This is a genomic window from Parabacteroides timonensis, assembly GCF_900128505.1.
Taxonomy (GTDB): domain Bacteria; phylum Bacteroidota; class Bacteroidia; order Bacteroidales; family Tannerellaceae; genus Parabacteroides; species Parabacteroides timonensis.
Map to the genome: position 1 here is coordinate 1,162,796 of NZ_LT669940.1, position 19,629 is coordinate 1,182,424.

Annotated in this window: 19 protein-coding genes and 1 tRNA gene; 15 read left to right on the plus strand and 5 right to left on the minus strand. The window is 42.4% G+C overall.

Going from position 1 to position 19,629, the window contains the following annotated elements; translation table 11 throughout:
• Positions 1 to 28: 28 nt before the first annotated feature.
• Positions 29 to 634: an HU family DNA-binding protein gene (locus BQ7394_RS05170; protein ID WP_075556391.1), complete on the minus strand. Its 606-nt coding sequence runs from the start codon at positions 632 to 634 to the stop codon at positions 29 to 31.
• Positions 635 to 888: 254 nt separating this feature from the next.
• Between BQ7394_RS05170 and BQ7394_RS05175 the strand changes: the two genes are divergently transcribed.
• The 3 genes from BQ7394_RS05175 to BQ7394_RS26610 are packed head-to-tail and all read left to right on the plus strand — an operon-like array spanning position 889 to position 1,851.
• Positions 889 to 1,392, plus strand: a complete 504-nt coding sequence (locus tag BQ7394_RS05175) for a BT4734/BF3469 family protein (RefSeq protein ID WP_075556392.1) — start codon at positions 889 to 891, stop codon at positions 1,390 to 1,392.
• A 23-nt stretch (positions 1,393 to 1,415) separates the two neighbouring features.
• Positions 1,416 to 1,607, plus strand: a complete 192-nt coding sequence (locus BQ7394_RS25880) for a VapE domain-containing protein (protein WP_161951777.1) — start codon at positions 1,416 to 1,418, stop codon at positions 1,605 to 1,607.
• A 4-nt stretch (positions 1,608 to 1,611) separates the two neighbouring features.
• Positions 1,612 to 1,851, plus strand: coding sequence for a DUF3874 domain-containing protein (locus BQ7394_RS26610; RefSeq protein WP_161951778.1), 240 nt, complete (start codon positions 1,612 to 1,614; stop codon positions 1,849 to 1,851).
• On the opposite strand, the gene BQ7394_RS05190 is transcribed toward BQ7394_RS26610, so the two are convergent.
• The 3 genes from BQ7394_RS05190 to BQ7394_RS05200 form a co-directional block, all read right to left on the minus strand.
• On the minus strand, positions 1,825 to 2,649 hold the full coding sequence (locus tag BQ7394_RS05190; RefSeq protein WP_075556394.1) for a hypothetical protein: 825 nt from the start codon (positions 2,647 to 2,649) through the stop codon (positions 1,825 to 1,827). The genes BQ7394_RS26610 and BQ7394_RS05190 overlap by 27 nt on opposite strands.
• Positions 2,650 to 3,160: 511 nt before the next feature.
• Positions 3,161 to 3,370: a DUF3791 domain-containing protein gene (locus BQ7394_RS05195; RefSeq protein WP_075556395.1), complete on the minus strand. Its 210-nt coding sequence runs from the start codon at positions 3,368 to 3,370 to the stop codon at positions 3,161 to 3,163.
• A 3-nt stretch (positions 3,371 to 3,373) separates the two neighbouring features.
• Positions 3,374 to 3,622 carry a DUF3791 domain-containing protein gene (locus BQ7394_RS05200; RefSeq protein WP_075556396.1) on the minus strand — a complete coding sequence of 83 codons (249 nt, stop codon included), beginning with the start codon at positions 3,620 to 3,622 and terminating at the stop codon, positions 3,374 to 3,376.
• Positions 3,623 to 3,919: 297 nt separating this feature from the next.
• On the opposite strand from BQ7394_RS05200, the gene BQ7394_RS05205 reads away from it, so the two are divergent.
• From BQ7394_RS05205 to BQ7394_RS05230, 6 genes are all read left to right on the plus strand, one after another.
• The gene (locus BQ7394_RS05205; RefSeq protein WP_075556397.1) at positions 3,920 to 4,891 is read left to right on the plus strand and encodes an aldo/keto reductase; all 972 of its coding nucleotides are present in this window, start codon (positions 3,920 to 3,922) and stop codon (positions 4,889 to 4,891) included.
• 113 nt (positions 4,892 to 5,004) lie between these two features.
• Positions 5,005 to 8,433, plus strand: coding sequence for an isoleucine--tRNA ligase (gene ileS / locus BQ7394_RS05210; RefSeq protein ID WP_075556398.1), 3,429 nt, complete (start codon positions 5,005 to 5,007; stop codon positions 8,431 to 8,433).
• A 120-nt stretch (positions 8,434 to 8,553) separates the two neighbouring features.
• Entirely contained in the window at positions 8,554 to 8,934 is a 381-nt protein-coding gene (locus BQ7394_RS05215; protein ID WP_007657507.1) for a TraR/DksA family transcriptional regulator, read from the plus strand.
• Positions 8,935 to 9,558, plus strand: a complete 624-nt coding sequence (locus tag BQ7394_RS05220; RefSeq protein WP_075556399.1) for a lipoprotein signal peptidase — start codon at positions 8,935 to 8,937, stop codon at positions 9,556 to 9,558.
• Positions 9,559 to 10,368 carry a DUF4296 domain-containing protein gene (locus BQ7394_RS05225; RefSeq protein ID WP_075556400.1) on the plus strand — a complete coding sequence of 270 codons (810 nt, stop codon included), beginning with the start codon at positions 9,559 to 9,561 and terminating at the stop codon, positions 10,366 to 10,368. It begins immediately after the preceding gene.
• A gap of 7 nt (positions 10,369 to 10,375) precedes the next feature.
• The gene (locus BQ7394_RS05230) at positions 10,376 to 10,708 is read left to right on the plus strand and encodes a hypothetical protein (RefSeq protein WP_075556401.1); all 333 of its coding nucleotides are present in this window, start codon (positions 10,376 to 10,378) and stop codon (positions 10,706 to 10,708) included.
• Here BQ7394_RS05230 and BQ7394_RS05235 read toward each other — a convergent pair.
• On the minus strand, positions 10,631 to 11,398 hold the full coding sequence (locus tag BQ7394_RS05235; RefSeq protein ID WP_075556402.1) for a TrmH family RNA methyltransferase: 768 nt from the start codon (positions 11,396 to 11,398) through the stop codon (positions 10,631 to 10,633). The two genes, BQ7394_RS05230 and BQ7394_RS05235, sit on opposite strands and share 78 nt — an antisense overlap.
• 74 nt (positions 11,399 to 11,472) lie before the next feature.
• Here BQ7394_RS05235 and tamL point away from each other — a divergent pair, with 74 nt between their 5' ends.
• The 6 genes from tamL to BQ7394_RS05265 all read left to right on the plus strand — a co-directional run bounded on the left by tamL (position 11,473) and on the right by BQ7394_RS05265 (position 19,622).
• Positions 11,473 to 13,827 carry a translocation and assembly module lipoprotein TamL gene (tamL, locus tag BQ7394_RS05240; protein ID WP_075556403.1) on the plus strand — a complete coding sequence of 785 codons (2,355 nt, stop codon included), beginning with the start codon at positions 11,473 to 11,475 and terminating at the stop codon, positions 13,825 to 13,827.
• A gap of 67 nt (positions 13,828 to 13,894) precedes the next feature.
• Positions 13,895 to 13,968, plus strand: a tRNA-Arg gene (locus BQ7394_RS05245).
• Between the two features lie 186 nt (positions 13,969 to 14,154).
• Complete coding sequence (locus BQ7394_RS05250) at positions 14,155 to 14,706, plus strand: RNA polymerase sigma-70 factor (protein WP_075556404.1); 552 nt, start codon at positions 14,155 to 14,157, stop codon at positions 14,704 to 14,706.
• 84 nt (positions 14,707 to 14,790) lie between these two features.
• Positions 14,791 to 15,747 carry a glycoside hydrolase family 43 protein gene (locus tag BQ7394_RS05255; protein WP_075556405.1) on the plus strand — a complete coding sequence of 319 codons (957 nt, stop codon included), beginning with the start codon at positions 14,791 to 14,793 and terminating at the stop codon, positions 15,745 to 15,747.
• Between the two features lie 39 nt (positions 15,748 to 15,786).
• Positions 15,787 to 17,802 carry a beta-L-arabinofuranosidase domain-containing protein gene (locus BQ7394_RS05260; RefSeq protein WP_075556406.1) on the plus strand — a complete coding sequence of 672 codons (2,016 nt, stop codon included), beginning with the start codon at positions 15,787 to 15,789 and terminating at the stop codon, positions 17,800 to 17,802.
• A gap of 80 nt (positions 17,803 to 17,882) precedes the next feature.
• Complete coding sequence (locus BQ7394_RS05265) at positions 17,883 to 19,622, plus strand: DUF6057 family protein (RefSeq protein ID WP_075556407.1); 1,740 nt, start codon at positions 17,883 to 17,885, stop codon at positions 19,620 to 19,622.
• The last annotated feature ends 7 nt before the right edge of the window (positions 19,623 to 19,629 follow it).

Consider the following 19,629-nt stretch of genomic DNA (forward strand, 5'->3'; position numbering starts at 1 on the left):
TCATCTGTATATATTATCTTATTTGTAATCATTTGTTTACAGCTGAAGGAAATGAATAAACCCTTGTACTCCTATACCCGTTTTTCTCCAATTTTCCTTCATCTATCAGCTTCTTCAGATCTTCCAGCGCACGATATTTAGAACAGCCTGTTAGCTCCCGGTAGTCACCGCAAGTGATATAATGATGTGTGTTCAGATATTCCGTTAGTCGGCGTACCCGTTCATCGAAAGAGGGCAGAACGCCTTTCCCTTCCGGCATACGCTCCAGGGAGATCGATCTTAGTTTGCTTTTCAGGTATTTGCCACAGCGGAAATTCACATTGCGGAAATGTACTGACTCGCTGCGGATCTCCTTTCTATCCATGACCGGACGCGAAACAAGTGAGACGCTGAAAAAGCCGAGGCCGTCCAATTCTACGTTATATCCTTCATCCAGCCGGAAGGCCATCGCATCGGCAATCACCCGCAAAGCCCCCTTGATGTCGGCTCCCGAAAATCCGGATCGTCCTTCTATATCCCGCATCAATTCCTCTGTACTGATAGTTCCATAAGGTACCACCCGCGGATGCAACGCCTGTTTTTTCTTGTCTCCCGTAGGGTTCGGATTACGAACCATTCGATATCTTGCACACATAACTACTATGATTTATGGTTTAACCTACTATCCGGTAATTCCGAAGTGCCTTACTTTTTTTTGTTTATCAATTGCCGTACGCTTGTTTGACAGCTGACAAACGCTTATTTGATAACTGTCTTACAAGCGTTTGCCAGTTGTCAAACAAGAAGGAATAACGGACTAAAGATATAAATAATAATTGAGAGAAGCCTTGTTTTATATGGCTTTTTTTCTTACTTTTAGGCAGAAAGTACACCTTAAATTACAAGCGAATGAATATCACACTGTACAAAGACGGAAATAAATCCGTTAAGACGCTTTCCTTTAATGATTTAATAGAAACGATGAAAGACCCGGTGGCCGGACGAACGGTAAAAGAATTTCGGGAAAAACTGGAGGAATATCCTCCGGGTTATCCTTGTCCGGCGTCAGCCAAGCTGCCCAAAATCGTTTTCGGCGCCGAATTGAATAAGAAAAAAGAGGTTGTGGAAATGAAGGCTTACAACGGGCTTATTCTGTTGGAGATCAATAATCTATCAGGTTATACGGAGGCGGTGGAGATACGGCGGAAGGCGGCCGGTTCACTGCAAACAATGCTTGCATTTATCGGTTCGAGCCGCAAAAGCGTGAAGATTGTTGTCCCTTTTACGCTGCCGGATGGATCTTTGCCTTCCAGCCGTGAGTTGGCGGAGTGGTTTCATGCGCATGCCTATCAGCGGGCACTGAATTATTACCGGATGCAACTGCAACGGGAAATTCCCGTCAGTCTTTTCTGAAATACCTGCTTCAAAAGCCCGAGGTGAATGCCCGTCGTGCCTACAAATCGAGTGTGCGGGCTTTGAAACGGTATGCCGGATTTGTCGGGACTTGTAACAATATGGATTTGTTATCCGATCCGACCGGCAGCCGGCGTTTCCTGTATGTAGAAATAAATGGTGAGATAAACCGCAGGCATTTTATCGATTATGACCAGCTGTATGCCCACTGCTGAGATTATGCAACGTATCCGCAAGCGTAGCCACCTGACTTTTAGCAACACAACCATAAATGCTTTCGGCCGCCTATTGCGTCGCAACAATGTCCCGAACCGGCATACAGAACGAGGATACTTGTATTACGTGAAGGAATATTTTTCTAAAAAAGCCATCCTACTCTCACGAGCAGGGTGGCTTATAACTGCTATACAGTTTCAGAAAAAATTATCAATTTTACCTCTTAGTTATCTCTTTATATAGTTCACAATGACCGTCAGGAGTAAAGATCCCTTTTCTTATTAATTCCCTTTCCAGTTTATTTAAAGATAAACGTCCGAAGTTGCGTTGCTCCTTTAGTGCGGCCAGTCCGTTGGTTGAAGTGAATTTCAATAAATCTTCCAGTGTACATATATCTAATACTTTGAAAATATTGATAGTCCTCATCTCCAGTTTGAGACATTGAGTTAATGGTTTGGATAATAATTTCTTTTGTTTCTCATAAGGTATTTGGAGAGTTACTTTCTTTTTGGCAGGTTGTTTGATTTCCTCCTTTATCAATAGTGCTTCCAATGAGCGTATCTTTGCTTTCAACTGGTCGATTTCCATATCTTTTCGAATACGGTTACTGAGGTGGGCCCTGACAAATCCTGACTGGATACTTATATCCGTGATGGCATTCTGAAATATCTGTTTTACTTCCAGGGAAGTGATACCTAAATGTTTCGCAACTTCTTCGACGCTTAATCTGGTGGCCAATGCATGGAATACTATCTTTTTAAGATCGGAATTAAGTAAGTTCCTCATTTCCGACACGACCAATAAATACTCGGGTGACAGGCTTTTGAACGCTTCAATAATAAAATCACTTTCTTTATCCTTATTCTCTTCTGGAGGTTGTTCGTTAGCCGTCGGAATATTTACAGATGAAGATACGACACTGGCTTCTTCCCATGTTGCCGCTTTATGATCTGTGAGTGCATTGCTCAAAAAGGTTGGCTTCTGGTCGTCGGGGAGGAGAAGTTTTACATAATCACGAATTTTAGTTAACAAGTTTATCATAATACTAGTGTTTTATCTGATATATATTACTGCTATACAATAGATACTACCCTATTCTCCCGAACCGGACAGTTGCAGAGTCCCCTCTTCACTATTCCTTTTTACTGATTGTATGATTGTTTAACATATAAATGCGTTGTAGTAAAAAGTATAGCTTGAAAAGGCATAAAAAAACGTGGTGCTATTGCTACTTTCAGACCTTGTAGGTATCCCGACCTTGACGCACTGATAGTAAGCAACAGCCCACGTCATATCATATATAACTTATGTATATACAAACAACATGGGCATTTTGTTGCTACTATCTCAATTACGTCGTGTATGTTGGGATGTTTACAAGGTACTGAGATAATATTTTAAAATGCCTTATTCTAAATATTTCTACAGAACAGAACCTAACGCCATAGTTTCTGCACTTTCTGTAATACTGCAAAGATAGTAGATGCAACGGAATAAACAATAGTTTATGACGAAAAAATGCCTATTGGGCTTAAAAATCATGTGTTCTGTTTCAGGATTGTTGTCGCTGTAATTCGATTATGATTTCATCTGTAATATATGCATCGCTCATTGTTATTAAAGGATATTCTTTATTGAGTAAAAGGGCATATGCTTTGCTGTTATAAAACAAGTGCAAAGCTTTGACCGGAGATATTTTCAGTCGTTCGGCCAGTTGCATTACGATACGGCTATATTTATTCCATACTAAAACATCTGTCATCGCTTATTCTCCTTTTTCTTTATAATAACTTTCCCAATTATCAAGGGCTTCTATCAATGTGTCTGCAATATATTCACGACTTTGAGTATGAAGCATATCATATCCTTCGATTAGATAGCGGGAAATAAGATCGACCTTTTCCAATCGATTATAAAGTGTTGGAGCCGGAATACCTGTCTTTTGTGCTGCGCATTCGATGGCGAAGACCACGAACTCCATAATCTTGCTATCTATCTTATTTTTGTCAAACATACAGAGCCTCCTTTTCGATATTTCGTTTCATATTCATTCATACGATCACATAACTTTACTAAGGTCGATTTCATAGCAGTCACCTTTTAATGAGGTCAAAGATAACCATAATTTTTTGAAAGGTAGATTACTCTGGTTTGCTAAATTCATACGGATTATATGGCTTATCTGATAATTATATAGTTTTTTGTGTTTTTGTCAGATAATGACCAAAAACAAACATATATGGAACTGTTATATTCAAGAGATTTATCGGAAATTTGTAGTTCATAGTTTATAATATCAAACAACGAAACAATGAAATATTTGAATAAAGAAACGAATGGCATTACCCTTTCCCGTATTGGTTTAGGGGCGATGAGAATGGCTGATGTTCAGCAAGGTGTCGATACTATACATGCTGCACTGGACAGTGGAATAACTTATCTGAATACAGGGGATTTCTATGGTCACGGTGAGAGCGAACTGGTTGTCCGGGAAGCGTTGAAAACTCGTAGGCGGGAAGATGTCTTTATTTCTGTCAAGTTTGGTGGGATGCTTACTCCTGATGATCGTTTTTATGGTATCGACGTACGTCCTCAAAATGTACAGAATTATTTGGCTTATACACTGAAGCGGTTGGGGACGGATTATGTCGACCTGTATCAACCCGCCCGTATCAACCCGCATATCCCGGTGGAAGAGACGATCGGAGCGGTAGCGGATATGGTAAAAGCCGGCTATGTGCGTAATGTCGGGATTACCGAGATCGATGCGGACACACTGCGTCGTGCACATGCCGTTCACCCGATCAGCCTGGTTGAAGTGCGGTATTCACTACTCGACAGGGAGATCGAACAAAGCCTGATTCCCACGGCACGCGAACTGGGTATCGGGATTGTTACTTTTGCCAACCTGTTCCATGGAGTGATCGGAGGTAGCAACCCGGCAGAAAAACTGGCAACATTGAGCCAACGAATGCCGTCGCAGGCTGCGGAAAAGTTGAAACAGGCTGTTTCACGGCTGGATATATTGAAAAAAATTGCTGCCGGGAAGAACGTTACCGTGTCGCAATTAGCCATCGCATGGGTATTGGCGCAGGGTGATGATATATTGGCTTTGGTTGGTTCCCGCACAGTCAGCCAGCTGCATGACACCGTCAAGGCGGTTGATATCGACCTGAATAAAGAAGATCTGCAACGTATCAAGCAGGCTATACCCAAAGAATATGCCTCCAATTCCGCCATGCTGCCTATCAACCTGGATGAAAACGGGTTGTTCAAATTTTGACTTTTTAGTGTTGTAACCTATATGTCATTTCCTGGTAAATTTCTTTATTGTCTAATTAGAATTAAATCACTAACTTTGCGGCATTTTTAGAAGATTGATAAAAATAACGCGATATGAGTAAGAAATTTACCGAATACTCTAAGTTCGACTTGTCGAACGTCAATAAAGAGGTGTTGAAGAAATGGCAGGATGGCGACATCTTCCATAAGAGTCTTGAAATCCGTGAAGGATACCCCTCGTTTGTATTTTATGAAGGTCCGCCTTCTGCAAACGGAATGCCGGGTATTCACCATGTTATTGCTCGTTCGATTAAAGATATTTTCTGCCGTTACAAGACCATGAAAGGATATCTGGTGAACCGTAAGGCAGGATGGGATACTCACGGCCTGCCAGTTGAGCTGGGCGTAGAGAAATCTATGGGTATAACCAAGGAAGATATCGGTAAGAAGATTTCTGTCGCTGACTATAACGCAGCTTGCCGCCGCGATGTGATGAAGTTTACCAAAGAATGGGAAGACCTCACCGACAAGATGGGCTACTGGGTGGATATGGAAAACCCGTATATCACTTACGATAACCGTTATATCGAAACATTGTGGTATCTGCTGAAAGAATTATATAAGAAAGGTTTACTGTACAAGGGATATACCATCCAGCCGTATTCACCGGCTGCCGGGACAGGTCTTAGCTCACACGAGTTGAACCAGCCGGGTTGCTACCGCGACGTGAAGGATACCACTTGTACGGCACAATTCCATATCCTCGATCCGAAGCCGGAAATGGCACAGTTCGGCGATCCGTTCTTCCTGGCATGGACGACTACTCCATGGACATTACCTTCCAATACGGCACTTTGCGTAGGCCCGAATATCACTTATGTGGCTGTTCAGACTTACAACCCGTATACAGGTATGCCGATGACAGTCGTATTGGCTAAGGATCTGATGGATGCACATTTCAATCCGAAGGCTGCAGAACTGGAACTGTCAGACTATAAGATCGGCGATAAATTGATCCCGTTCAAGGTGGTTGGCGAGTGGAAAGGCCCGGAACTGGCCGGTATGCATTACGAACAGTTGATCCCCTGGGTAAATCCGGGAGAAGGTGCTTTCCGTGTGATCACCGGTGATTATGTAACAACGGAAGATGGTACAGGTATCGTTCATATCGCTCCGACATTCGGTGCGGACGACGACCGTGTGGCGAAAGCTAGCGGTGTACCTCCTTTGATGATGGTCGATAAGGACGGTAATAATCGCCCGATGGTGGATATGACCGGTAAGTTCTATCTAATGGAAGATCTTGATCCTGAGTTCGTACAGACTCGTATGAATGCAGCCGATTACGATCCGTTCCAGGGTAAGTTCGTAAAGAATGCTTACGATCCGAAAAAAACGGACAAAGACGAAACATTGGATATCGAGATATGTATGATGCTGAAGGTGCAGAACCGTGCGTTCCGTATCGAAAAGCATGTACACAACTACCCGCACTGCTGGCGTACCGACAAACCGGTATTATACTATCCGCTGGATAGCTGGTTTATTCGTACCACTGCCTGCCGCGACCGTATGATCGAACTGAACAATACGATCAACTGGAAACCGCAGAGTACCGGTACAGGCCGTTTCGGTAAATGGTTGGAAAACCTGCAGGACTGGAACCTGAGCCGTAGCCGTTACTGGGGTACTCCGCTGCCTATCTGGCGTACGGAAGACGGTACGGAAGAAAAATGTATCGGTTCGGTAGAAGAGTTGTACAACGAAATAGACAACGCTGTTAAAGCCGGATTTATGGAGTCTAATCCATATAAGGACAGAGGTTTCAATCCGGGCGAATACAATAAGGACAATTACGAAAAGATCGACCTGCACCGTCCGTATGTGGATGAGGTGATCCTTGTTTCTGACAACGGTAAGCCGATGAAGCGTGAGACTGACCTGATCGACGTTTGGTTCGACTCGGGTGCGATGCCTTATGCCCAGATCCATTATCCGTTCGAGAATAAGGAGTTACTGGATAGTCGCGAGGTATATCCGGCTGACTTTATCGCTGAAGGCGTAGACCAGACACGTGGCTGGTTCTTTACCTTGCATGCACTGGCAACGATGGTATTCGACAGTGTGGCTTACAAAGCGGTTGTGTCTAATGGCCTTGTATTGGATAAGAACGGTAACAAGATGTCCAAACGTCTGGGTAATGCCGTCGATCCGTTCTCAACGATCGAACAGTATGGTTCCGACCCGTTGCGCTGGTATATGATCACCAATGCGTCTCCATGGGATAATATCAAGTTCGATATCGACGGTATGGATGAAGTGCGCCGTAAATTCTTCGGTACATTATATAATACGTATTCATTCTTTTCACTGTATGCAAACGTGGACGGATTCGATTACTCGGAACCGGATGTCCCTCTGAAAGAACGTCCGGAAATCGACCGTTGGATCCTTTCGTTGTTGAATACATTGGTGAAGGATGTCGACGGATTCTATGATACCTACGAACCGACGCGTGCCGGACGTGCTATCTCTGAATTCGTGAACGATAACCTGAGTAACTGGTATGTACGTCTGAACCGCCGCCGTTTCTGGGGTGGAGGCATGACAACGGATAAATTGTCTGCTTACCAGACATTATATACTTGCCTGGAAACGATCGCCAAGTTGATGTCACCGATCGCTCCGTTCTATGGAGATCAGTTGTTCTGCGACCTGATTGCCGTTACTGGACGTGAGACAGTAGAGTCTGTTCACTTGTCGGATTTCCCGAAATATGATGAAGCATTGATCGACAAGGATCTGGAAGAACGTATGAAGATGGCACAGGATGTATCTTCTATGGTATTGGCTTTGCGTCGTAAGGTGAATATCAAAGTTCGCCAGCCGCTGCAAACGATTATGGTACCCGTTGTCGATGCTCACCAGCAGGAAAGCATCGAGGCGGTAAAGAACCTGATCCTGAACGAAGTGAATGTGAAGGAACTGAAGTTTGTCGATAACGCCGCCGGTATCCTGGTGAAACGTATCAAGCCGGACTTTAAGAAGTTAGGCCCGCGTTACGGTAAGATCATGAAGAGCCTGGCTGCCGCTATCCAGGGCATGAGCCAGGAAAATATCCTTGCTTTCGAAGCTGCCGGAACATTCACATTGAGTGTGGAGGGACAGGACGCAACAGTCGAACTGGCTGATGTGGAAATCATTTCGGAAGATATCCCCGGATGGCTGGTTGCCAACGAAGGACGCCTGACAGTGGCACTGGATATTACAGTAACGGAAGACTTGCGTAAGGAAGGATTGGCCCGCGAACTGGTGAACCGTATCCAGAACCTGCGTAAGAGCAATGGTTATGATATCACGGATAAGATTACTGTTACGGTTCTTTCTTCCGATGAAATGGATGAAGCGATTAAAGAGTATAATGAATATATAGCAAACCAGGTACTGGCTGTGTCGGTTGAAATTACAGATCATGCAATAAGCGATGCAACTGTGCTTGATTTTGAAGACTTCAACCTGTCGGTTCGTATCGAAAAGGAATGAATTTTTTATTAAAAAAGAAAGGCGTCCCTTGCTGCATATAAATATTATCGTATATTTGGACTGCGACATTGGATCGCCTGATGTATATATTATGAATGTTGAACCTAAAATTATTGAACCATGGCAGAAAAGACAAGATATTCGGATGCTGAACTCGAGGAGTTTCGCGCCATTATTTTAGAGAAGTTAGAGGTAGCAAAAAAGGATTATGAGTTGTTGAGATCGGGTGTAACCAATTCTGATGGTAACGACGTGGCTGATACATCACCTACATTCAAGGTGTTGGAAGAAGGCGCCGCAACCTTATCGAAAGAAGAGGCCGGACGTTTGGCACAGCGTCAGATGAAGTTCATCCAGAACTTACAGGCAGCTTTGATCCGTATCGAAAATAAGACTTACGGCATTTGTCGTGAAACGGGTAAACTGATCCCGAAAGAAAGACTGCGTGCCGTACCTCATGCTACTTTGAGTATCGAAGCAAAACAAGGAGGTAAAAGATAAATGAAATTTTCAAAAGGTTGGGGAGCAGTGTTTATTGTAATGCTGCTCCTTCTTCTTGACCAGGCTCTCAAAATTTGGATCAAGACACATCTGCAACTGCATGAAAGTATAGAAATCACCCCGTGGTTTTATCTGTACTTTACCGAAAACCCGGGAATGGCTTTCGGAATTGAAGTGATTGGCAAGTTGTTCTTATCTATATTCCGCATCGTGGCGGTCGGCTTTATCGGTTATTACCTGTATAAGCTGGTGAAGGAGAAGTACAGTTTTGGTTTTATTGCTTGTGTCTCATTGATATTTGCAGGGGCTATCGGTAATATAATAGATTCTATTTTTTATGGAGTCATATTCGACCATAGTTTTGGTCAGGTCGCTTCACTTATGCCCGCTGAGGGTGGGTATGCCACCTGGCTGCACGGAAAAGTGGTGGATATGTTTTACTTCCCGTTGATTCAGACAGAGTTTCCGGACTGGTTCCCGATCTGGGGAGGAGAGGAGTTCGTCTTCTTCCGTCCGATCTTCAACCTGGCAGATTCGGCTATCTGTGTAGGTGTTTTTCTGTTGTTGATATTTTACAGGCATACTTTGTCGGACAGTCTCTCGAAAGAAAAAGAAAAGAAATAAATGCGGAACAATTTGCGCAGATATGGCATCGCTTTGTTGGTGGCTACTTTACTGGTTTCATGCAGTAAGGTGCCCGATGGTATTCTCTCTGAAAAAGAGATGAAGGCCGTCTTGCTCGATATGCAGCTGGCAGAGGCTATGATCAATACCGATTATAAGACTTATAGTGATGATGCAAAAAAGGAGGCGCTTTATCAGGGGGTGTTCCGCAAACATAAAATAGAACAGGCCGTTTACGACAGCTCGTTGGTATGGTATGGCCGTAACCTGGATATATATATGCAGGTGTACGATCTGGTACTGGCGGAATTGAATGAACGTCAGAAAGCGCTGGGAGACGTACAGGCTAGTGCTGCTCCGGTATCGAAACAGGATTCTGTGGATATCTGGCCGCGACTGACTTATCTTACCTTTGAACCGAATGCCTTGTTTAACGGAGTGACTATCGATATCAAACCGGAGACAAACTATCCTTCCGGCAGTACTTTCGTCCTGGGAATGCGTGTCTGGGGATTGAATGCTAATATGAAGAATCACCCGGAAATCCGCTTGAGCGCTAATCAGGGGGATACGATCATTACCGTGAATGATAAGGTGTTGAAAGACGGTTATCACGAAACGACTTTGCGTACGTTGCCGACCAAGCAGGTGAAGAGCGTATATGGCTTTATCCGTCTGGATGGGAAAGATGACTCGACTTCTTATTTCAAAGTCTATGTGGACAGTCTGAACCTGATGCGATACAATTACGGACGGTTGTCTGTTCCTAAAGACTCTGTAAACATAGCCAATAAAGATTCTGTAAAATAATCCTTGTATGCGCAGGATTGCTTCGCATTATATATACTGGAAGAAATGGTTCCGTATGCATTACCTCGAGTTGGATGCGGAAGGGTGTTTCGTCGGTGTATATCCTTTGGAACAGGAAATAGCAAATACCGAATTTTATGATGGTACATTAATCCCTGTACCGGCAGGTATAACTGTTCCGGTAGGTGGAGATTTTGTGCCAGGCCAATGGGTATCGGCGGCCGATAACGTGACGGAGGGTAGTCCGGTTTCCGTCTTCCGGTTAACCCATTTTACTCCCGCGACGTCTGAACTCAGCACAGACCACTGCGGTCGCGATTGCCACATTCAACGACTCTGAGGTTTCCCGCTCCTGCGGATAGTTGGGGATATATAACTTTTCGTTTACAAGTGCTTCGATGTCCGGACGGATGCCGTTCCCTTCATTTCCCATAATGAGGATGCCTGTGCCGGATAGTTCTTTCGTATACATATTCTCTCCGTCGAGAAAGGTTCCGTACAGGGGGATTTTCTTTTCATGTTGCGCTTGCAGGTAGGCTTGCAGGTCGGTGTAATGTACTTTCACATGGACCAGGGCACCCATAGTCGCCTGTACGGTCTTGGGGCTGAATACGTCTGCCGTATCCTGGCTGCATACGATATGTTCGATCCCGAACCAATCGGCCAGCCGGATGATTGTACCGAGGTTTCCGGGATCTTGTATCCCGTCGAGGGCGATAATCAGTTGGTTTGCCGGGTCTGCTTCTTCCAGAGACCAGACGGGACGTTTAAAGACGGCAAGTACGTCCTGCGGATTTTTCAGGAAGCTGGCTTTGCGGATATCTTCATCGTCGGCCTCCAGTAACTCTTTAGCGGGGATATCTCCCTGTGTTGCCATCCAGGATGGTTTGGCTATCAGGAGGTCGCATTCGAATGCGTGCAACATATCGGCCACGAGCTTATTCCCTTCGGCAACAAATGCATTTAACTCGTTACGAAACTTCTTTAATTCAAGCGAACGGATCTGTTTTACTTTAGACTTACTCAGCATCTTTACTCTTTTTACAAAGCAAAAGTAAGGGAATTTATTTAATTTCAGCTACATTTGCGTGCGTAAAAGGTTGAATGATGAAGGGAATCCTCCATATACTATATTTCCTATGCCTTGCTTGGATACTGGCCGCTTGCAGTACGACAAAATATGTCGGTGACGGAGAATATCTGCTGGATAAAGTAGAAATCGTTTCCGATAATAAATCCTATAAAGCCAATGAGTTGAAGCCTTATCTGAGGCAGCAGCCTAACTTTAAGGTGTTCGGACTGATGAAGTGGCAGCTTTTTGTATACGATTGGTCGGGACGGAATGAGAAACGGTGGTTGAGTAAACAGCTTCGTCGTATTGGCGAACCGCCTGTTATTCTCGATACTACTCTGGTGGATCAGTCGACGGACGAGTTGAGGCGCTTCTTTATCAACAAAGGATATGTGAATGCCGAGGTCGCTGCTACGATAGATACGTCCAGGCAAAAAAAGGCGGTGGTCACCTACCGGATTAACTCGAATAAACCTTACCGGATACATAATTATACGATGAATCTGGATGATCCGAAGATCGACAGTATCGCTCATTTAAAGGCTCCCCGGCGTTCAGCTGTGTCGTCGGCTTTCCGTATTTCTCCGGAAGATTATAATTCCCTGATAAAGGATAGTGCACTCTTTGACCGGGATGTCCTGGATAAGGAACGTCAGCGGATCACGACGTTGCTTCGCAGGAGGGGCTATTATGCTTTCAACCGCGACTATCTGGCTTATCTGGCCGATAGCTCTTATAATCGGAATATTGTGGATCTGGATATGGTCTTGAAGCCGTATCGCCAGCTTAAACCGGATGGTTCGGTTATCGATACGCTGCATCGCCAGTATTATATAAAGGATGTTACGATCGTTACAGATTATGATCCGTTGAATCAGGTGCAGAGTGATTTAAAACTGACTTCGTCTGATACGGTGAAAGTCGGTGATCTACAAATATTATATGGTAAGAGCGGAAGAAGTATTCGCCCGAGTATTTTGCGTAAGAGTACTTATATTACTCCGGGTCGCTTGTTCAATGAGCGGGGGGTGGAACAGACTTATTCTTCTTTTGCCGCCCTTCGGGCACTGAGAAATGTAAACATACGTTTTTCGGAAGTGGAGGAAGGGGATACGATGAAGCTGAATTGTACGATTCTGACTTCACCGGCCAAACTGCAAGGCTTTGGTGTCGACTTGGAAGGTACGAACTCGGCCGGTGACTTTGGTTTTGCTTCGAGTGTAAATTACCAGCATAGGAATTTCTTTAAAGGGTCGGAAGTGTTTTCTGCCAAGGTGCGTGGTGCTTACGAAGCGTTGTCTTCCCAGTCGGATGGTAGTAGTTACTGGGAGCTGGGGGCAGAGTCTTCCATTTTGTTCCCTCGCTTTTTGTTTCCTTTCGTAAGTGATAATTTTAAACGGAAGATTCGTGCATCCACCGAATTTAAGGTTAGTTACGGTATTCAGACACGTCCTGAATATCGCCGTGCGATTCTGTCCGGAGGGTGGAGTTATATCTGGCAGGACCGTTCAAATATGCAGGCGCGTCACACGTTTAAGTTATTGGACATAGATTATGTGCATATTCCGAAGATCGATTCTACTTTTCAGGCTACTTTGCCTGAGTCGATGAAGCGTTATAATTTCACCGACCAGTTTGTGGTTGGGTCCGGATATACTTATTCATTCAGCAATTATAATCCTCAGAACCGCTTAAGAAATACGCATTCGTTGCGTGTATCGTTTGAAATGGCGGGAAATATGCTTTATGCGATTTCCAAACTGACAAATGCGAAGAAGGATGAGGATGGCCTGTATCGTTTATTCGGTATCAATTATTCCCAGTTTATAAAAGGAGATGTCGATTTTAGTAAAAGTATTGTGTTGGACAGTCGTAATAAACTGGCTTTTCATGCAGGAGTAGGAGTCGGCTATCCTTATGGAAATGCGAGGATGTTACCGTTTGAGCGTAGTTACTTTTCAGGAGGTGCAAATAGTGTGCGTGGATGGTCTGTCCGCTCGCTGGGGCCGGGAAGTATGAAGATCAGTCCGGATGGTACTTTTGCCGACCAGGTGGGCGATATCCGGTTAGACCTGAATATGGAGTATCGTACAAAGATGTTCTGGAAGTTTGAAATGGCTGCTTATGTGGATGCCGGAAATATCTGGACTATGCACAAGGATAAGGATCGTGAAAATGCTAATTTCGATTTCTCCCGTTTTTATAAAGAGATAGCCGTCTCTTATGGTTTGGGTTTGCGTCTTGATTTCGACTTCTTCCTGATTCGTTTTGATACGGGTATGAAGGCGTATAATCCTCAGGAAAGGGGTAAAGATCGCTGGGCTATTCTGAATCCTAATCTGAAGGGTAATTTTGCCTGGCATTTTGCCGTAGGTTATCCCTTCTAATGAAAAAAAAGGCTTTCCGATTTGCATATTTAAAAAATAGTACTACCTTTGCACCGCAAATAAGGATGGTTCCGTAGCTCAGCTGGATAGAGCAACGCCCTTCTAAGGCGTGGGTCGAGCGTTCGAATCGCTCCGGAATCACAGTTTGAATATAGAAAGTCTTATAAGCTATAAGTTTATAAGACTTTTTTATTTTCTATTGGAACGTATTTAGGAACAAATATTATGTTTTAAAGCGTAAATATTAAATAAAAGAATCTTTTGTTAAGGATAGATTGAATCTTTGTGTATCTTTGATGTCTGTAAAAACAATCAATGAATTTAGGGATGAGCAGTAACAACGACGATATATTATTGCTAAAACTGATAAAGCAGGGTGATCAAATCGCTTTTAAGCATTTGTTTTATCAGTATACTGATTCATTGGAGCGCTTCATTACCTATTATATTCATGACCGGGAAAAGTCGCAAGAGTTGGTATTGGATATTTTTACCTATATATGGGAAAATCGCGAACGTTTTGAGATAAAGTTAACATTAAAAGCCTATCTCTTTCAGGCTGCCCGTAATAAGGCTTTTACTTATATCCGTGATAAAAAAATTCCGGTCTATTTGGAGGATCTCTCTATCAGTGAAGTGGCACAAGATTATAATTCGGATCTCGAGTTCCAGGAATTGTACCGTTTGGTAGAGGAGGCCGTATGTCTTTTACCGGAAAAGTGTAGGGAGGTATTCAGGAAAAGTAGGGAAGAGAATTTGACTAATAAAGAGATTGCCGAACAACTTCATATTTCAGAGAAGACGGTGGAGGGACAAATAACAATAGCACTTAAGAAGATCAGAGTTTATTTGGGGGATTCTTATTCATATTTGTGGTAAAAAAATTTTATTTTTTAGGGGATATAGCGTTCTTTTGAGTCTATCTTTGTAAAAGAAAACGTTTTATAAATAATTCTCAATTCCATGAATAAATTATTATTACTATTTTGGGTATTCTTTGGGGTAGGAGTTGCTTCTATCCACGGGCAGAATATTTATTTGGCAGATCCTACTATCTTTTATGAAAACGGAACTTATTATCTGTATGGTACCGGAGGAAACTCCAGTCAGGGTTTTCAGGTGTATACCTCTAAAGACTTGAAAATGTGGGAAGGACCGAAAGGAGCTTCTGACGGATATGTTTTAAAGAAAGGGGATTCATTTGGATCGAAGGGATTTTGGGCTCCTCAGGTATTTCGTTATAAAGGAAAATATTATATGGCTTATACAGCTGACGAGTTTATAGCCATAGCTTCTTCCAATAGTCCTTTGGGACCTTTTCGTCAGAATAAAATAGCAAAACTCCCGGCTGAAATCAAGCAGATCGATCCGTATGTGTTTTTTGATGAGGATGGTAAGATATATCTGTATCATGTTCGCCTGACAAAAGGGAATCGATTGTTTGTGGCTGAATTGAATGAGGATCTTACTGCTATAAAGGAAAATACGCTTCAAGAGTGTATATCTGCAACTGAAGGTTGGGAAAATACAGCGCATTCGGAATGGCCTGTCTCTGAAGGACCTACTATTCTTAAGAAAGAGGGTCTTTATTACTTTTTCTATTCAGCCAATGATTTCCGAAATATTGATTATGCGGTAGGCTATGCAACTTCCCGTTCGCCTTATGGGCCCTGGAAGAAATATGAAGGAAATCCGATTATTAGCCGTGAACTATTGAAACATAATGGGACCGGTCATGGAGATATATTTATGGACGGGAAAGGAACTATGCGCTATGTATTCCATACCCATCATTCGAATTCGGAAGTGGCTCCCAGACAAACGGCAATTGTTTCTTTACAGGAGAATATGCAAGATGGGTTTAGCCACTTTCGTATTTTACCTGAAACCTTTTTCTTTCCTCAATTGATGAATCAATAAATCTTCCGGTTATCTATCCGGAAATAAAATAATTATATTATGAAGAAAAGTATATTGTTCCTTTCTCTGATTTGTGGTGCTTGTACGGCACCACAAGACACTTTGGTGGAGCAGGTTGATAGATTGTCAACTTCAACACAGAATGATTTTTATGTGAGTAACAGAGCTCCTTTACAACCTCAACAATTTATTAAACTCCCTGCCGGTACCATTCAGCCGGAAGGATGGTTGAAGCAACAACTGGAGTTGCAGAAAAATGGTCTGAACGGACATTTGGGAGAGATCAGTGCCTGGTTACAAAAGAAGGATAATGCCTGGTTGAAAACCGGAGGACAGTGGGGCTGGGAGGAAGTTCCTTATTGGCTCCGTGGATATGCAAACCTGGCTTATATCGTTCAGGATAACCAGATGCTGAATGAAGCTAAATTCTGGATTGAAAGTATCTTGAAAAGTCAGCGGGAAGATGGAAACTTCGGTCCAATGCATCTGAATGATGGTAAACAGGATTTTTGGCCGAATATGATCGTCCTGTGGATTATGCAGTCTTATTATGAATATTCGAACGATGAACGAATTATCGATTTTATGACAAAGTATTGTAATTATCTGCTTACTGTACCGGATGAAGATTTCTTATATAGTTATTGGGAGAATAGCCGTGGTGGAGACAATCTTTGGAGTGTCGTATGGCTATATAACCACACCGGAGATAAGAATTTACTTACGCTAGGTGAAAAAATACATAAAAATACGGCTGACTGGACGAAATCGACTCAATTGCCTAACTGGCATAATGTAAATGTAGCACAGTGTTTCCGTGAACCGGCTACTTATTACCTGTTTTCAGGAGATTCTTCTATGTTATCAGCCAGTTATAATGTGCAAAGCCTGGTACGCAGGGCATTCGGACAGGTACCAGGAGGAATGTTCGGAGCAGATGAAAATGCGCGTATCGGCTTTTTTGATCCCCGACAAGGTACTGAAACCTGTGGCTTTGTGGAACAGATGGCTTCTGATGAAATTATGCTTCAGATCAGTGGTGATCCTTATTGGGCAGAAAACTGTGAGGATGTAGCATTTAATAGTTATCCGGCGGCGTTGATGCCTGATTACAAAGCTCTTCGTTATATAACCAGCCCGAATCATATTGTAAGTGACTCTAAAAATCATCATCCGGGTATTGATAATAGCGGACCATTTCTTTCTATGAATCCGTTCAGTAGCCGTTGTTGCCAGCATAATCATGGCTTCGGCTGGCCTTATTATACCGAAAATCTTATTTATGCGACACCGGATAACGGAATGGCTGCTGTCTTATATAATGCTTGTCAGGCGAAAGTCAAAGTCGGAGGCGGAACTGAAGTGACAATAAAAGAACAAACAAATTATCCTTTTGAGGAAACGGTTCGTTTTACTTTGACGACTCCGGAAAATGTGACATTCCCACTCTATTTACGTATCCCGTCGTGGTGTAAAGATGCATCGGTTGCTGTGAATGGTCAGAAGCTGGGTGTTGATTTGATAGCTGGTAAATATGCAAAAATTACGCGTGAATGGTCGGATGCAGATGAAATCGTTCTTACGGTTCCCATGACATTTAATTATCGCCAGTGGCAGGTTAATAAAAATAGTGTCAGTGTCGATTATGGTCCTCTGACTTTGTCTTTAAAGATAGATGAAGATTATCAACAGAAAGACAGTCGTGAAACTGCTATTGGCGATTCAAAATGGCAGGAGGGTGCCGATGCTTCTGCATGGCCTACTTATGAGATTTACCCGGCAAGCCCGTGGAACTATGCACTGCAGATCAATGCTCCAATCTCTGTTCAACGCAAAGAGTGGCCTTTTGATAATAACCCATTTACATTGACAAATGTTCCTTTGATATTTAAGACACAGGGGCGTCTTATTCCGGAATGGAAGATCGATGAATACGGTTTATGCGGTGTGCTGCCATATGAAGATGCCAGGAAATCAGATACATTAGACGAAATAACATTGGTTCCGATGGGAGCTGCCCGTCTACGTATTGCATCGTTTCCGACAACGGAATAAATTTATCACATTTGTTTAAGGGGTGTTCGTTAGTTTTGAGTCTTTATTAATAATAGAGGTTTAAGCTAACGAATATTATTATGAAATATAAAGATATTACTGTTTGGGGAATTGTATGCTGTAGTTTTTTCTTCTTTTTGCAGTACGAATACCAGTTCTATTTCTATTATATAGAGCAATTGCAAATATTTCCATTAACATGGGACTATTTTTCAGATGCATCAAATCAACCGGGCGGATTGGCTTTTTATCTATCAGGTTTTCTTTCTCAGTTTTATAGATTGCCGTATGTTGGTGCATTGATTACGACAGTCTTATTGTTAATGGTAGGGGTGTTGACGCAACGAATTTGCAGGCAAATTGTTCCGCATAATTTTTCTTATTTGATTTCCTTATTACCTGTGTTATCACTTTTACCTTTGCATTTGGATATGAATTATCGATTGCAAGGTACAGTGTCTTACCTATTGATGCTCGTTTTTTTTCTTTTGTATATAAGTGTACAGGTTTTTAGATTTCGGTTTCTTATAGGTTGTTTTTTGTTACTGGTTTTATTTGGGTTGGCAGGACCAGTTGCGTTTTTATTTGGAATAAGTATACTTCTTAAGGAAGTCCTTTATCGTAAAATGTATTGGTATTATATATTCTTGATATTATTGGAGTTGATTCTCCTATTTTATCTATCTGTTTATCTGGCTTGGCAAGGAGAATACCGGATGATTTTATTACCTGATTTTTATTACGAACCGCTTTTGACTTCCAGAATGATCTATTATTCATGGATTGCTTTTCCTGTCTGTATTGTTTTAACCGGTTACTTGAGAAAGAAAAATAACTTATCAGGAGTGAAAGACTTTGTAGTTGTCGCCTGTCAGTTACTTCCGGTTTTACTCTCCTTGTATTGGATACAAAGCCAAAGAAAGCCGGTATGGCAAGAGAATATGAAGCAAGATTATTATTTGAAAACTGAGCAATGGGATAAAATAATAGCTATGTTTTCATCAGAAAAGGCAAATCTGCAAACAATAAATATTTTAAATCTGGCATTGGCCAGTAAAGGTGAGCTGGGGGATAAATTATTTCATTATCCTCAATTCAGTAAAGAATGCTTGTTACCGAACTGGGACAGTTCTTTGCCTTGTGCAGTCGTTTTAACTGAAATCTGTTTTCATGTAGGAGATATTGCTTCGGCACAGAAGTTTGCATTTGAAGGATATGTTTCGTCAATAACCGGAAGCTCCTATTTTCTAAAACGTTTGGTACAAACTAATCTGATATTTGGTGCTTATCCGGTAGCAGAAAAATATATTAATATCTTGGAACGTACTTTGTTTTATCGCCAATGGGCTAATGAACAACGAAAATATTTGTATAATGATAAGTTAGTGAATGAAGATGTATTGCTAGGAGGAAAAAGAAAGGCTTTGATAGGAAAAGGCACATATGCCGTTTCTTCTACGATATTAAAAACGTTAGAACAACTGGCTGTAAACAATCCAAATAACCAGATCGCTTTTCAATATTTATTGGGATATCATATATTAGGTAAAACACTGAAAAAGTTTAATGCTTTATATGAAAAATATTATCACACAAAGGTTTGGCCATCTTTGTCTATTAGTCATCAGGAGGCAATCGTTGCTTTGTTTCAAGAGCAGCCGGCCCTGTGGGCACATAAGGGAGTGGGTCTGAAAGTGGAACAGAGGTATGGAGCATTCAACCAAGACATGAATGACAAACGCGGATATCTTAACTTTCGGGATGTAATGGCTGCTTCTTTTGGAGATACATATTGGTTTTATTTGGTATTTAAAAAATAAATAATGG

Excerpts from the sequence above, each read along its gene's own strand:
- BQ7394_RS05170 (WP_075556391.1), bottom strand. The coding sequence starts at position 634 with ATGTGTGCAAGATATCGAATGGTTCGTAATCCGAACCCTACGGGAGAC.
- BQ7394_RS05175 (WP_075556392.1), top strand. The coding sequence starts at position 889 with ATGAATATCACACTGTACAAAGACGGAAATAAATCCGTTAAGACGCTT.
- BQ7394_RS26610 (WP_161951778.1), top strand. The coding sequence starts at position 1,612 with ATGCAACGTATCCGCAAGCGTAGCCACCTGACTTTTAGCAACACAACC.
- BQ7394_RS05190 (WP_075556394.1), bottom strand. The coding sequence starts at position 2,649 with ATGATAAACTTGTTAACTAAAATTCGTGATTATGTAAAACTTCTCCTC.
- BQ7394_RS05195 (WP_075556395.1), bottom strand. The coding sequence starts at position 3,370 with ATGACAGATGTTTTAGTATGGAATAAATATAGCCGTATCGTAATGCAA.
- BQ7394_RS05200 (WP_075556396.1), bottom strand. The coding sequence starts at position 3,622 with ATGTTTGACAAAAATAAGATAGATAGCAAGATTATGGAGTTCGTGGTC.
- BQ7394_RS05205 (WP_075556397.1), top strand. The coding sequence starts at position 3,920 with ATGAAATATTTGAATAAAGAAACGAATGGCATTACCCTTTCCCGTATT.
- ileS (WP_075556398.1), top strand. The coding sequence starts at position 5,005 with ATGAGTAAGAAATTTACCGAATACTCTAAGTTCGACTTGTCGAACGTC.
- BQ7394_RS05215 (WP_007657507.1), top strand. The coding sequence starts at position 8,554 with ATGGCAGAAAAGACAAGATATTCGGATGCTGAACTCGAGGAGTTTCGC.
- BQ7394_RS05220 (WP_075556399.1), top strand. The coding sequence starts at position 8,935 with ATGAAATTTTCAAAAGGTTGGGGAGCAGTGTTTATTGTAATGCTGCTC.
- BQ7394_RS05225 (WP_075556400.1), top strand. The coding sequence starts at position 9,559 with ATGCGGAACAATTTGCGCAGATATGGCATCGCTTTGTTGGTGGCTACT.
- BQ7394_RS05230 (WP_075556401.1), top strand. The coding sequence starts at position 10,376 with ATGCGCAGGATTGCTTCGCATTATATATACTGGAAGAAATGGTTCCGT.
- BQ7394_RS05235 (WP_075556402.1), bottom strand. The coding sequence starts at position 11,398 with ATGCTGAGTAAGTCTAAAGTAAAACAGATCCGTTCGCTTGAATTAAAG.
- tamL (WP_075556403.1), top strand. The coding sequence starts at position 11,473 with ATGATGAAGGGAATCCTCCATATACTATATTTCCTATGCCTTGCTTGG.
- BQ7394_RS05250 (WP_075556404.1), top strand. The coding sequence starts at position 14,155 with ATGAGCAGTAACAACGACGATATATTATTGCTAAAACTGATAAAGCAG.
- BQ7394_RS05255 (WP_075556405.1), top strand. The coding sequence starts at position 14,791 with ATGAATAAATTATTATTACTATTTTGGGTATTCTTTGGGGTAGGAGTT.
- BQ7394_RS05260 (WP_075556406.1), top strand. The coding sequence starts at position 15,787 with ATGAAGAAAAGTATATTGTTCCTTTCTCTGATTTGTGGTGCTTGTACG.
- BQ7394_RS05265 (WP_075556407.1), top strand. The coding sequence starts at position 17,883 with ATGAAATATAAAGATATTACTGTTTGGGGAATTGTATGCTGTAGTTTT.